Origin of the sequence: Planctomicrobium aquicomposti (assembly GCF_051466325.1) — a bacterium.
Classification (GTDB): domain Bacteria; phylum Planctomycetota; class Planctomycetia; order Planctomycetales; family Planctomycetaceae; genus Planctomicrobium.
Genome location: NZ_CP195792.1, coordinates 1,956,338 through 1,970,200 on the forward strand (window position 1 = coordinate 1,956,338; position 13,863 = coordinate 1,970,200).

The window sequence follows — 13,863 nt, forward strand, 5'->3', positions numbered from 1 at the left end:
ACTTGGTTCCGTCTCAGTCAGCCCGCTTTCCCCGAAGGGAACAATCACGGAGCTGAAGCGGAGGGATTCGGGTCGCGGCCAGAAGTGTTACGCAGCGCGGCGTTCTTTCCGCTGATCCGCCTGTGTGGACCGCAGTCGATCCCGCCAGCCGTTTTCGTGTTGTTCACGCAGCCGCTGCAGACCTTCTGACAGCAACGGCATCGGCACGCAGAGGGCCAGGCGGATTTTCTTGGTCTGCAGGGAACATTCCCCTTCCGCGAAGCCTTGCGGAAGTTCGCTCAGGCTGGATTCTTTCCGCATTGCGAGCCAGCGGAGGTCGAACAGGTCGGCGAGCCGCTGTGCAAACTGCAGGGGGCTGGATCGTTCCGCACCGGCGATGTGATAGATCCCGCTGAGCTGCTCGGTGCAGGCCCGTTCCAGAATCAGGGCGAGATCAGTCGCCAGAATCGGTGTCGAATGACGAATATGGTCCTGCTGAACGATGCGCCGGGTTTCCACGTCCTTCAGCATGGTTTCGATCCAGCCGGCGTCACCGGCGGGAGACCAGCCGAAGGCGTTGGTCCGGATCACAAGGGCCTGCGGACAATGTTCCAGAACCTGCATTTCCGCCGCACGAATGGCCTGTGACGGATAGCTGGCACAGAAGCCCGGACTCTCTTCATCGTGGAACATCCAGGGGCCGGTGAAGACGGCGTCGGATGAGATCATGATCAGTCGCTTGCCTGCTTCGCGACAGGCAATCGCCCACTGATGGGCGTCACCGACCATTTCGTCCTTAATCAGTGATTTTGTATTCGGTTCCCAGGCGGAACGTGCGGCTGCACCGCAATAGACAATCCAGTCGGCCTTCGAGCTGTCGATCGCCTTGCGCGGGGCATCGGCGGGGTCGAGGGCGTTGCAGTTGGCGATTTCATATCCCGATTCAGGCGCCCAGGTCGTGACGTTGTACCGGTCTGAGAGAGTTGCCGCGAGATTTGCGCCGACGATCGTGTCGACTCCAACCACTAAAAAGCTATCCACGCGGTGCCTCCATGCCTGGCGTGTAGAAAACTGATCGCGCCCGTCGCAATCGTTCGCGTCTCTGCCCTCCGGCTGAGACGGGGCGGAGTATATTCCTCCCCCAAAAAATCAGCCAAGATCAATCGGCAGGAATTACCGATCGTCAGGCGGTACCCTTGTACTTCTTGCAAAGTCGCACTCACAGCTTTCCCTGTTTATCATTCTGTGAATCTGGCTCAATTCAGCAGCCTCACTGCCACATTTATGGACGAAGGGTCTCACTCAGTGACGCTGACACTTGAACAGGTTGCCCAGCTGGCCCCCGATGAGCAGGTGCTTACCTCAGCCCGTCAACTACTGGCGGTACGCTACTGGAGTTCACTCGGCCAGAACCTGCAGGCGCTGTGGGGCCTCTGTCAGGGGAGCGCGGTTTATCAGGTCACGGTCGATCTCCAGCAGTTTGCTTATCGCTGCAATTGTCCCAGTCGAAAACGCCCCTGTCGGCATGTCATCGGACTGTTGCTGCTGGCCTCCCTGACTCCCGAATTGTTGCCCAGTGGTGATGGACCGGCGTGGGTGAACGACTGGCTCGAGCAGCGGGCTGCCCGTCGCGACAAGGCTTCACGAGCCTCTGAAACCCGCGAAGAGAAGACCGTCGACACCGCTGCACGTCAGAAACGAGTTGACCAGCGGATCGGTCGCGTCCGCGGTGGTGTCGATCAACTCAAGCTCTGGTTGTCGGATCTGGTACGACAGGGATTGGGGCGTCCGGAGGTCCGGCAGGCGGAGTTCTGGGAGAATCAAGCCCGGCGGCTCGTCGACGCTCAGGCTCCCGGTTTGGCAGGCCGACTCCGCAGCCTGTCGGAGATCCCGTCATCCGGAGGAGACTGGCCGGAGAGGCTGCTCGCCGAACTCGGCCGACTCATACTGCTCCTGCACGCTTTCGATCGGCTCGAAGACCTCGAGCCCCCGCTGCAGGCGGAAGTTCGTCAGCTGATCGGCTGGACCGTCAGTCAGCAGGAACTGGAGCAGACGGGTGAACCGGTGAGCGACCGCTGGTTCGTGCTGGGGCAGCGGGTCACGGATGATGACCGGGTACAGACGCAGCGCTCGTGGCTGTTAGGACTTGAGAGCCAACGGACAGCATTACTCCTGCAGTTCGCCCCGGGATCGCAACCATTTCCAGAATTCATTGAACCGGGAACCGTGCAGCCCGCGGTCATGATCTATTACCCCGGAACGTCACGGCAACGCGTGCGCCTGCAGCAACGCCTCGGTGACAGCCAGCCTCTCAGTGAAGATCTCCCCGGACAGCAGTTGATCGCCGACTGGTTAGATCTCTATGCAGAGGGACTGGCGAGAACTCCCTGGCTGAACTCACAAGGTGGTGTTCTCAAGGGAGTGCAGTTGTCACAACGGGGAGACCGCTGGTTCGTGCGCGATTCCGCGGGGGACTCACTGCCGCTGGGAGTCCGGGAGCCGTGGGAACTGTTAGCGGAGAGCGGCGGCGCTCCCTTCGATCTCATGGCAGAATGGAACGGCGATCAGCTGCTGCCTCTCGGCAGGTTGATCAACGGTCGCTATCGCACGATTGATGCTGCGGCGCCAACGGCCCCGTTGGCCGGAAGTCGAGGGGGGGGACGATGAATCCTCTGGCGAAGGCGGCACTGGTCGGGACGGCACGGCATCCGGAAATTCCGTTGGATGTGCACGATGGCGGAGAGCAGTTACTGGTGGGATCCCCCTTCGCGCGCGATGATTTGTTCCTGTTGCTCCGGGCTGGGATTGCAGCCACGCGACAACGTGCGGGTTATCGGCCCGATAAGATTCCTCCGCTGGAACCGGCACCGATTGATCCGCAAGAGGTACAAGAACCCGCCAGACTGGAGATGCTTCGAACAATCTTCGCGCTGGGGAAAATCGAACTGATCCCGGAAGTCTCGCTGATTCTGCAGCAGCAGAACCTGACTTTCCCGGCCGAGTTGCTGCCGACGCTTTTGAATCTCACGGAACCGAAACTGCGGAACGCAGTTCGAGGGGCGTTAGGAAGTCGAGCCGCCTGGCTCAGCCGGTTTCACTCCGGATGGGAATGGATCACTTCGGATTTGGCGGTGATTGATCCGGTCCAGTTGCGACAGACGTGGGACGAAGGATCGCTGGCGGAACGTGTCGCAGCGTTGAACCGACTCCGGGAAGTCCCGGAACAGAGCGCGCACGCGCTGGAGGGGCTGCAGGAGACCTTCAACAGCGAGAAGGCGGAATCACGTCGGCGATTGCTGGAAGCTCTGCGGTCGGGGCTCTCGGCTGCGGACCTCCCGTTTCTGAAAGAGGTCAGAAAAGATCGGAGTGAAACGGTCAGAAAGTTCGCCCAACAATTGGAGCTTCTGATTCCCGAGAGCGAGCTGGCCCACGAATTATGGCAAACCGCCCGCACACTCCTGAGCAGTCGAGCCGGCATGCTGGGGGGAAACAAGATTGAGGCGGTGCTGCCCGAACAGGATTCGCCGCTGGCCGACAGGTCGGCGACTGGCGCTGCGCCGCAGGGAGTTGGCGAGCGCGCGTGGTGGCTGCGGAACTGGTTGTCTCTCGTGTCACCGCAGCTCTGGGTTCAGCAGTTTCAACTTGCGCCGGCCGACCTAGTGAGGGGCGCGCTGAAGGGGGGAAATGCGGAAGACCTTCTTGCCGGATGGACAAAAGCGGTTTTGCGATTCCACAACGTTGTCCCGCAGACGGAAGCCTGGCTCCTTCCGCTCTGGGAGGCGTGGATGTTCCTGTACCAGTCGCCTCAAGGGTTCAGTGCCGACATTGCCGAGTCGATCACCCAACTGAGTCGACTGTTGTCGACAGAACAACTGACGCCCGGGCTGATGCAGCTGTTGAAGAAACTGCGCGAAGTCAACAGCCACTTCGTACCGAACCTGCTTGAACAGATTGCACGCCCCTGGTCGCTTGAACTCTCCCGGGCGTATCTGCATCTGACGCGGGAAGTCTTCAAGCGACACAACGATTCGGCGGCGATCCGCTGGGCGGCCACATTGTCATTTGCTTCGGTCGCACTTGCGCCGCAGGCGCTGGAAGAGGCACTGCAGCCCTGGACGATGCCTCCCGGAAATCGCTTCCTCGCGGCCGCCTCGCTGGAGAGGGAACTGCAAAAGTTCGGCGAGGTCGTTCGGCTGCGTCGGGACCTTCATCAGCTGTTTCAACCCGTTTGATCGAAGCCATCATTCCAGCGGCATCACCGGCAATTGCCTGGAGGCTGCGAACTTGCGGGTCGTCAGAGTGATGGATTTGCTCTCTTCGTTCAGAGAGACCGCCATCTCCTTCCCGGCTTCCTGATAGTTTTTGACTATGGTGAGAATCGCCTGCTGCGCGGGGACCCGTCCCAGGTTGATGGTCTGCGGCATATTGCGTGTATAACCGGCATCCTTCAGGGCATCGCCATCGATGACCAGCTGCAGCTTGATTTCATCACAGAGGTACTGCATCGCCTGTTCGAGGGGCATGTTTTTGAACTCAGCGTCGACCGGCAATTGCAGACGCTGGGCGGCGCTGTCGGGAAGGGCCGGGCCTGCCGAGGAACCGGGCATGGCGGCCACCGGAGTGAAATCAGTGCGAGCGACTTCATGAATCGTGAAGAGGGTCGCCAGTGCCAGATTGGGGGCCGCCTTCTCCGGCAGGACTGTTGTCAGCACAAGGAGTTTGGGCTGCGGATTCAGCACGGTCGCTTCCCGGACCGCCTCCAGCATCGCCGGGAAACGTCCGATCAACTGGCGGAACCGCAACTCCTGAGGCGCGAGCTTCAGGCAGACTTCTTTCCACATGGATTCCGGGAGTTCTTTCAGCCGAGTCTGCATTTCTTTAGCCAGACGAGAAGCGTCGGAAGTGCTGGCCGGTCGTAACTGCACTTCAGAATGTAGATAGGGATCGTCGTGGATCGACCAGCTCACGGTCTCCACATTGTCACCGAACCAGTCGAGCACTTTGCCAACCGGCTGTGCGGCGACCTGCGGAAGAAGTGCGTCGGCGTGGATCCGGAGATCGTCCAGGTTGCCGACCACACTGAACAAGCGCAGCTGGTCCGTGTTCCCGAGCAGCTGTGCCATTCCGGCGGTCACCTCAGGGTTGGGGGTCTCGGTCCAGTTCAGCATTTCGTCGGCCAGTGCCACCGGACCGATCGCCATTGTCCGGTCATCCCTGACCAGATAGGCCCGATCCCCCGCTTTCTGAATTCCTCCCAGCGAGTTGCCAACGTTGATGTCCGGGAACCTCTCCGCATAACTTTTGAGCTGGGCGGAAGGAGGGAGTCGCACCACTGCACACAGTTGCGGCTCAGTCCCCCGGGCTCCGAGAATCAGTCCGATGGTCAGCTCATCAATCTCTCCCGCGGGGATTCGGCACAGGTCTTCAATCCGGGTGGCGAGCCAGTTTGTCACGTCCTCGGTCAGACTGGCCCGCAGCGTGCGGTACTGAGGGGCCTCCGACCAGAACAGTGCGGGGCGGAGATGCACCAGCAGATTGACTCCCCCGGGCATCAACAGCAGCTGGATCGGTTTGCCGTCGGTCGGCTGGAATTCCTCGACCAGTTTGAAGTTCTGCTGTAAATCTTTCCTGGAATACACCTGCAAATCGGTGACGGGGCCCGCGGCCACTTCCTGGGGCTGTGGTTGGGGGAGAGCTGCGACGGGCTGACTTAAAAAGCGGAAGAGCAGTCCTCCGATCATCAGCACGGCGACGACTCCTCCCGCGATCAGCGCCGGTCCGGTCCAGCGAGGGGAGGTCCGCGATTTGGACTGTCTCGCGGTCGTTGTCCGTCGGGATTCCATCTGGGCCAACTGCTCGAACAGGTCCCCTGCCGGAGCGGGAGCGGCGGTCTCGGGAGGGGCGAGCGGAGGTTCGGGCGGGGTGGGGGACGGGTCAGATCGGGGCCGTTCAGGGGGAGACACGCGGCCTGTCGTCGATTCCGCTTCCGGTTCGGCCAGAACAAAGGGCTGGCTGCAACCGGGGCATTTCACCTTTTTCCCCAGCAGGGAACGATTCTCGATCTTGAGGCGTCGCTGACAGTGGGGGCAGTGAATGGAGAGCGGTGAACTCGTCATGTGGCCAATACACGCATGAATTCAGGGGGCGTCACTTGGGGAACGTCTGGTGATTACTTTACACTGCGGCCAAGGCAGCTCACCACGGATCCACGGGAATCGATGATGACACTTTCCACTTTTGCTCCGATTGAACCTCCACGTCGAACCCTGATGGGGCCCGGTCCCAGTGACACTTCGCCGCGCGCGCTGGCCGCGCTGGCGGCTCCGACCGTCGGACATCTTGATCCGTACTTCCTCAAAATCATGGATGAGACGCAGCAGATGCTGCGGAAAGTTTTCCAGACCGAGAACCGGCTGACGCTGGCGGTGAGCGGGACTGGCAGCGCCGGGATGGAAACCTGCTTTGTGAATCTTCTCGAACCGGGTGACCGGGTGCTGGTCGGCGTCAATGGAGTTTTCGGCGGACGCATGGCCGATGTCGCTGCCCGCTGTGGAGCGGAAGTCCGCAAGCTCGAACGGCCATTTGGCGAAGTCTTCAGCCCCGACGAGGTCCGCGCTGCTGTCGAAGCGTTTCAACCCAAGCTGGTGGCCCTCGTCCATGCGGAAACTTCGACTGGGGCACTGCAGCCGCTGGAAGAGATTTCAGAAATCGTGCACCGCAACGGCGCGTTGCTGCTGACTGACCATGTCACCTCTCTGGGAGGGCTACCGGTCAAGATCGACGAATGGCAGATCGATGCCGCCTATTCCGGCACGCAGAAATGTCTCAGCTGTCCTCCGGGACTCTCGCCGGTGACATTCAGCGAGCGGGCTGTGGCGGTGATGGAGGCGCGGAAAACAAAGATTCAGAGCTGGTATCTCGACATGGGAATGGTTCGCAACTACTGGAGCAATCTATCGCGGGCTTACCATCACACCGCTCCGATCAATATGAACTATGCGTTGCATCAGGCACTCCGCGAAGTGCTCGAAGAGGGACTGGAGGCCCGGTTCGCCCGGCACCGTCGCAATCATCTGGCGCTGCGGGCGGGCCTCGAAGCGCTGGGACTGCAGTACGCAGTGGCAGAACAGCACCGCCTGCCGATGCTGAATGCAGTGACCATTCCTGAAGGGATCGATGACAAGGGAGTGCGGGGCCGGTTGCTGAGCGAATTCGGCATCGAAATTGGTGCCGGACTCGGACCGATGGCCGGCAAGACTTGGCGCGTCGGTCTGATGGGAGAAACCTGCCAGCCGCGGAACGTCCTGCTGTTCCTGGCGGCACTGGAAAGCTGTCTGGCGGAACAGGGTCGTCCTGCTCCGGCGGGTGCTGGAGTGGCCGCCGCCAACGCCGCCTATGCGGGAATGAAGTAAGCCCGTGAGAACCGCGGGAAAAGAGTCTGCGATCCGCCACTGCCCGGTCGCAGAAGAGAAGAGATGTGAAGTCACGATTCGAATTTGAACGAAAGAAGTCTGATGTCCGTTGAAGCTGCTGTCCGCGATGCCGCCGGTGCCGTGCTGGATCCTGTACTGGGTCAGTCCCTGAGCAAACTCAAATTTCTGAGCGGAGTGGATGCGACACCCGAACGGGCGACAGTTCAGGTCGACCTCCCCACCCCCGCCTACCCCGCGCGGGAAACGTTGAGCGCAGCGATCCGGCAGGCGGTCACCGCCAAGGTCCCTGAACTCAAAACGGTCGACGTCAACTACCGCGTTGTGGTGAAAGGCAAGCAGGCCGGAGGCAACATTGGCCTGTCGATCAAGAACATCATCGCGGTCGGAAGCGGCAAGGGAGGCGTGGGCAAATCGACTGTGGCGGCCAGCATCGCTTACGGCCTGCAGCAGTGGGGAGCCAAAGTCGGTCTGATGGATGCCGACGTCTACGGCCCCAGCGTGCCGCATCTGTGTGGCGTTTCCGGGCAACCCGAAATCCGCCAGTACCAGACTCCCGATGGACGGATGTTCGAACGGATTCAGCCTATCGAAGCCGCCGGGCTGAAAGTGATGTCGATGGGCTTCATGGTGGAAGAAGATCAGGCTGTGATCTGGCGGGGACCGATGCTGCACAAGGCGCTCAGTCAGTTCCTGCAGCAGACGGAATGGGGCGATCTGGATTATCTGATCATCGATATGCCCCCCGGAACAGGAGACGTTTCGCTGACTCTGTCACAAATGGTGTCACTGGCCGGAGCGGTAGTGGTCTGCTCACCCCAGCAGGTAGCCCTGCTGGATGCGGGGAAGGCCATTACCATGTTCAACACGGTCAAGATTCCGGTGCTGGGCATGGTGGAGAACATGACCGGTGAAGTGTTTGGCCGGGGAGGCGCGAAGGCCAAAGCCGCGGCGATGGGGGTGCCGTTTCTGGGTGAAGTGCCTTCCGATCCGATCATCCGCATTCGAGGCGACGAAGGGCAGATCCACGCCCTCGTGACGGAGCCGAACCCGGTCCGCGATACTCTCATGGCGATTTCGAGCGCGGTGGCGATGCAGCTGGCCAAGCAGCTGATCGAGAATCCGACCATGCCGACGCTCGAACTGCTTTAGAGAAATTCACCCCCAGCGACCGCGGTTGATTTTTGCCCATCGGGCTGATGCCGGGGCCTCACAATGTCAGTCAGAACCGGTGGTCGGGGAGTCTCCCGACACCGGTTTTTCTCTTTAAGGGGGGGGGGCGACTTTCCGGGGCCCGTGCTTCGGTCAAGAATCCCAGCCCGCTCCAACGAAAGCGGCGGCATCGGCGGCGATCGTCATCGGGAGGGGATCGTCTCGGGGGCGGACGCCGGTGTCGAACTGCCGACGGGGGGCCGTCGTTCAATCAGCAGCCGGGCGAGCTCCAGCACGTACGACTCCAGTGCGTCGTAGTATTCGTCTTCGGTGAGCAGGGATTTCCGCGAGCGGAGCAGGGCCATTTCCTGCTCGATCTCGCTTCGTCGTGCGATCTGTTCCGGTGTGAGTTGTCGATCAAGATCATTCGGAATCAGGTGCCACTGATTGGCGAGCAGACCGTCGGGCAGCTGATTCGGCACTTCTTTGTACTGAACCGGTCGCGTTCCCCGGAATGCGGTAGCGGGAAGGGGGCGGGCATCTCCATTGTCGTCGATGACCGCGTGCTCAGTTGCGAGTCGACCATCGGCTTCGTAGAACGCTTCTGTTTCACGAGCCGCAAAGAGAAAAGCTTCGAGCAGGGAGACTTGTTCATTTTTGTCGAGGTCTGCCAGCGGATTGGACAGAGCACTCGCCATAAACCCACCGAACCGGGAAAAGTTCTCTTCATTTCCGGATTGCGTGGCGGTGATGACGACTCGTCCTGGTCTGGCCACGGGGCGCAGGAACGGAGCGCTGCTGGAGAAACAGTCGATGACCGCCATCGGCCGGTCGAACGGTGTGAGCAGTCGACCCAGTTCATCGGCTTCGAGGTCGGGGCCGGGCAGGTTGAATTTCGGGAAGCGGCCGTCGAAAGTCCCATGCCCGATCAGCACGATCCACAACGGACGGAGCGAATGAGGGTCGAGTGCTGCGAGTCGCTCTCGAAAGGCGTCCAGCGTTGCAGGGGCATCGGGAGTGAGTCCTATTGCGTGAACGGACAACTCCCCGCGCGCTGCAGCTTCCGCCCATTGCCTGCCCCACGTTTGGAACTGCTCGCCGTACTCGGGAGTACCGGCAGAACCGACCACGAGAATCAGATCACCGCGCGATGCCGGTTCCGGAGGGACTTCGAATGCCACCGTCGATAGAAATAGCCACCCCAGCCAATTCATGCGAACCCCCTCCAGCGGCGCAGTCCCCATTCCGTGGCGAGCAACATCATGACGAGCATTAACAGCCAGGGCTGATGCCACAACGGAGTTGTTTCCGTCTGCATGACCGGAAGATCCTGTCGCAGAAGTCGAGTGCTCAAATCGTCCAGCTCACTGAACCGCACGACCTCTCCATCCGTCTTTCGGGCCAGTGTTTCCAGCAGGGGCACGTTCAGGCCAACCTGTCGGAACTCTTCCCGGAGCGGATCACTGGTCCACCCACTTTCCTGCTTCATCGGGGGGAGGCCCTCATCACCCGGCAGGGAAACCCGTGCGAGATACGGACCGGCCAGACGGGAGACCACTTCCACTTCAAAAAGTCCCGCTTCATTCAAACTTGGCTCCGCGGAGAGCGGGACCTGTTTGCCGTCGGGCTGTTCAACAAGAATGTCGAGCCGGGCGGAATCCTGCGGCTGGAATTCGGCATCCCTCACCCGGATTTTCAGCAGTGTGGCGGGATAGATCCCCCGAGTCACGGCTTCGGTCGTGAGTTCGAGCCGTCGGGGAACATCCCCCACCAGCCAGCGAATCATCTGTCGCCACGATTTCCCCGCATCGTCAGGAGCTTCGGGAGTGGAACGCATCGACCATTTCCAGAGATCCCCTCCAAGAACAGCGGCCGATCGACCGCGTCCGTACTGCTGCACGACAAGTGCCGGATAGGTTTTGCCGTCCGCCGACTGGACCTCTGCCATCAACCTCGCCCCGGGTTTCAGGCTTCGAGTCGCATTCAATTGAGTCAGTGCTGCGGTCTCTTTGAGTCGCTGCCGTTCCTCCACTTCGTTGTCGCGCAGGCGGAACGAAGGTTCCAGCCAGCCTTCACGCGTCAGGTTCCACTTCAGCGGTCCTTCGGGAACCGCATCGGCTGCATCGAGGTAGACCGGCAAGGCATCGGCGACAGGCGTTCCCTGCCAGTGTCCATGCCGGTAGGTGTCGCGTCCCCCCAGCATGAGCAGGCCCCCGCCCCGTTCGGAGACAAACCTGTCGAGCAGCGACAGTTGGTCGTGTGTCAGGAAGCTGGCTTCAACGTCATCCAGAATCACGGCGTCATACTGAAAGAGTTCTGCGCGGGTTTTGGGAAACCCGCCCTGGAGTTCCCGTTCATCGCGGGTATTGAGCCGGATCAGCACCGGCTGGTCATAGGCTTCGGTCTCTTCATCCGCTTCACCCTTAAAACCGCGGAAGAGGGGATTGCTCGATTCTCCTACCCGTCCCCGAAAATCAAAGCGGGCTTCTTTGGTGGCAATGCGAATCAGACTGATCAGCTGCAAGCGCGGATCTTCCGCGAGGGCTCGATTGAGAAACTTGTGTTCCCAGTTCGGACGCCCTGCGAGATACAGGATGCGATGTACCCGTGAGTCTCGATTCACCGCGACCAGTCGGTGATTGTTCAGCAGCGTGGCCTCCTGGTTCAGGCGGGCATTCTCGCGGGAACCGGGAGAGTGTGTGAACGCGACGGAGAGCTCATAAAACTGCACGCCGGGGTGCTGCGGTTTGATCTGGAATTCCGCCGTCGCCTGACCGTCACGTGTGGTGACCTGTCGAAACTCGATGTGAGGCGATTCGGCCTCTGCCCCTGGAGGCCGCAGGGTGACGATCACCTCTTCGGGAGTGAGGAGGGTGGAACTGATCTCTGCCCGCAAGGTGACCGGCGCATCTTCAAAATTCGACTGGCTCACGGAAACCTGACGAATCGCGAGGTCTGCAAGCTGCCGATTGTCATCGGGAATGGCACAATAAAGAGGGACACGATGGTCATAGCCGGTGAGTTCATTTCCACTGGTCGGATTGCCGTCGGTGAAGAGCAGTACCGCCGCCAGCGGTTTTCCGCTGAATCGCGACGTTAATGTCGCGAGAGCCTCTTTCAGATTCGTTGCGGGACTCTCGAAGGTGAGATCCTGAAAACTTTCCACGCGGTCCAGTGAGGCTCCGAAGCAGTAGCGCCTGACATCGAAGTCCTGAGCCATCCGGACCTGCCATGATGCATCCGGCTCTGTCAGAAAATTGCGAATCACATCGCCGCGGGACTCTTGGGAATTTGGACTCTGTCGTACCTGCTGGCTGGCACTCTGGTCCGCGAGCATGACAACGATATTCTCCCCCGGGCGGGCACGTTGGCTGGTCGAACGGGGATCAAGCAGGCAGAGGGCCAGAATTGCGAGGGAAGTCGCTTTCAGGGAAAAGAAGAGCCATTTCCAGAATGGCGGGAGAACGCTGTTCCAGCTGAGAATGACGAGTAAGACGAGACTGAAGACCAGAGCGGAAAGGACAACGCCGCTCCAGCTTGGATTTCCCAGGACGATCGCGCTGCTCGTTGCTGCCCAATGCAAACGCAGTTCTCCAAATTCAGTCGGCTGTCCGGACCACGTCGCCGTGACGGCCTCACGTTTCAGCGTGAGTCGTCAGCGTCAAAAAATCCTTCACAGGACATCTCATGCAATCACTTCACGAGCAGGACTCCCCCGGAGTCACCTGACACCATATGCTGGCTGGGGACAGGTCGCAAGTTTGACGCCGGTGCCCGCTCACCTGCCGAGACTTACGGGACTCTCGAAAACGTCTTCGACTGGTATCCCGCCCATCGAGTTGCCATCATGCGGGACCTGGCAATTGCGGCGCGAACCCGAAGGTCCCGGAGGGCTCCTCTCCACATGCGGTCGTGCTCTGTTTTATGGAACCCTGTCCGCGGGGGGACGGGTCTGTCAATTCATTGGAAGTCGCAGATTCAGAAGAATCCCGGGCGTCGCGGAAGGATCGGTCATGGCGTGGGTGTTGCTGGTGATTGCAGGTCTGCTCGAGACCGGGTGGGCCATTGGTCTGAAGTATACGGAAGGCTTTACACGCCTTGTCCCCAGCATCCTGACGATTCTGGGAATTATCGCGAGCATGTTTCTGCTCGCGGTCGCTGCCAAAACCCTCCCCATCGGAACGGCCTATGCCGTCTGGGTGGGAATCGGAGCGGCCGGGGCGGTGATTCTGGGTATCGTGCTCCTCGGTGAGCCTGTCAGTCTTCCCCGGATGTTCTTTCTGGCGCTGCTACTCGTCTCGATCGTCGGGCTCAAAATGACTGCGAAATGAGTCGAGCAACTGCTGCAGCGGATTTTCGGGGGGTGGCGGCGGAGTGCAAACTCTCAGCTTTTGCGGATGCACGATCACGTCCAGCGGCGTGTGACCGATCGTGTCTCCATCGGCCGTGAGCGGGAGAGGCGGATGGCCTTCGATTCGGATGGTTCGACCCTGCCGAAACTCGATCAGATCGTGATTCAGGTAATCCGAGAGCAAATAGTCGGCGGTGAGGCTCGCGATTTCGACCGGTTCTCCATCGAGAATGAGGACCACGTCCGCCAGACCGTCATCAATTTCCGCCCGCGGCGAGACCTGCAGTCCACCGCCGGACATTCGACCATTCGCCAGGAAAAGATTGAGGACCCTGAATGTTTCCGGTGATTGGCCGTCGCAGGTAAGCCGCACCGTGAAGGGCTCCATATTTTGCAGCACGTCGACCACTCCCCGTAAATAGGCGAGTGCTCCCCACCGTTCCTTCATCTCGTCGTTCATCGCTTCGAGATACTTGCCGGAATTACCGCCGGTGATCATGTTGGTGACCCAGCGGGTTCCGGAGTCACTCCGGCACTCCAGAACATCGACCCATCGGGTTCGCTCCGGGTCGAGCGCTGCCACGGCGGCGGCGGAATCAAACGGAATCCCCAGAGTCCGGGCGAAATCATTCCCAGTCCCCAGCGGCAGCACGCCGAGTGGGACCGGTTGTTCGAATCGCAGCAACGCTTGAACGGCGGCGCTGATGGTGCCATCGCCTCCGGCGGCCACAAGCACGTTTCCGTGTCGCTGTGCTCTTTCCACGGCTCGCTCAAGTTCCGAATGATCGTGTGTTTCGATGATGTGAAACCGCGAGTCCTGCTGCAGCAGCGGCAGGATATCGGCAGCACGGTCCGCGGACGCTGTGGAGGGATGCCAGATCACGGTCATCGCATTCTGCTGGGAATCACGATTCGACACGCAACGCTCCTTCGCTGGAAGATGTCAGTGCG

10 protein-coding genes are annotated in these 13,863 nt (G+C 60.4%); 5 read left to right on the plus strand and 5 right to left on the minus strand.

The window, feature by feature from the left end:
- Nucleotides 1–87: 87 nt before the first annotated feature.
- The gene (locus SH664x_RS07485; protein WP_437206364.1) at nt 88–1,020 is read right to left on the minus strand and encodes a sugar nucleotide-binding protein; all 933 of its coding nucleotides are present in this window, start codon (nt 1,018–1,020) and stop codon (nt 88–90) included.
- 264 nt (nt 1,021–1,284) lie between these two features.
- Between SH664x_RS07485 and SH664x_RS07490 the strand changes: the two genes are divergently transcribed.
- Together SH664x_RS07490 and SH664x_RS07495 are read left to right on the plus strand one after the other, a co-directional pair.
- Nucleotides 1,285–2,646, plus strand: coding sequence for an SWIM zinc finger family protein (locus SH664x_RS07490; protein ID WP_437206366.1), 1,362 nt, complete (start codon nt 1,285–1,287; stop codon nt 2,644–2,646).
- Complete coding sequence (locus SH664x_RS07495; protein ID WP_437206368.1) at nt 2,643–4,211, plus strand: DUF5691 domain-containing protein; 1,569 nt, start codon at nt 2,643–2,645, stop codon at nt 4,209–4,211. The genes SH664x_RS07490 and SH664x_RS07495 overlap by 4 nt, the downstream gene beginning before the upstream one ends.
- A gap of 9 nt (nt 4,212–4,220) precedes the next feature.
- On the opposite strand, the gene SH664x_RS07500 is transcribed toward SH664x_RS07495, so the two are convergent.
- A complete protein-coding gene (locus SH664x_RS07500; RefSeq protein WP_437206369.1) occupies nt 4,221–6,095 on the minus strand; it encodes a hypothetical protein in 1,875 nt (624 codons plus the stop codon).
- 105 nt (nt 6,096–6,200) lie between these two features.
- Here SH664x_RS07500 and SH664x_RS07505 point away from each other — a divergent pair, with 105 nt between their 5' ends.
- Both SH664x_RS07505 and SH664x_RS07510 read left to right on the plus strand, forming a co-directional pair.
- The gene (locus SH664x_RS07505; protein ID WP_437207192.1) at nt 6,201–7,391 is read left to right on the plus strand and encodes a pyridoxal-phosphate-dependent aminotransferase family protein; all 1,191 of its coding nucleotides are present in this window, start codon (nt 6,201–6,203) and stop codon (nt 7,389–7,391) included.
- Between the two features lie 102 nt (nt 7,392–7,493).
- Nucleotides 7,494–8,561, plus strand: a complete 1,068-nt coding sequence (locus tag SH664x_RS07510) for a P-loop NTPase (RefSeq protein WP_437206371.1) — start codon at nt 7,494–7,496, stop codon at nt 8,559–8,561.
- Nucleotides 8,562–8,764: 203 nt separating this feature from the next.
- Here SH664x_RS07510 and SH664x_RS07515 read toward each other — a convergent pair whose 3' ends face one another.
- Together SH664x_RS07515 and SH664x_RS07520 are read right to left on the minus strand one after the other, a co-directional pair.
- On the minus strand, nt 8,765–9,775 hold the full coding sequence (locus tag SH664x_RS07515) for a hypothetical protein (RefSeq protein ID WP_437206373.1): 1,011 nt from the start codon (nt 9,773–9,775) through the stop codon (nt 8,765–8,767).
- Nucleotides 9,772–12,144 carry a glutamine amidotransferase gene (locus SH664x_RS07520; protein ID WP_437206374.1) on the minus strand — a complete coding sequence of 791 codons (2,373 nt, stop codon included), beginning with the start codon at nt 12,142–12,144 and terminating at the stop codon, nt 9,772–9,774. The genes SH664x_RS07515 and SH664x_RS07520 overlap by 4 nt, the downstream gene beginning before the upstream one ends.
- A gap of 430 nt (nt 12,145–12,574) precedes the next feature.
- Here SH664x_RS07520 and sugE point away from each other — a divergent pair, with 430 nt between their 5' ends.
- Complete coding sequence (gene sugE, locus SH664x_RS07525) at nt 12,575–12,892, plus strand: quaternary ammonium compound efflux SMR transporter SugE (protein ID WP_437206376.1); 318 nt, start codon at nt 12,575–12,577, stop codon at nt 12,890–12,892.
- Here the strand turns inward: sugE and SH664x_RS07530 are convergent.
- Nucleotides 12,851–13,831, minus strand: coding sequence for a diacylglycerol/lipid kinase family protein (locus SH664x_RS07530; protein WP_437206378.1), 981 nt, complete (start codon nt 13,829–13,831; stop codon nt 12,851–12,853). The genes sugE and SH664x_RS07530 overlap by 42 nt on opposite strands.
- Nucleotides 13,832–13,863: the final 32 nt, after the last annotated feature.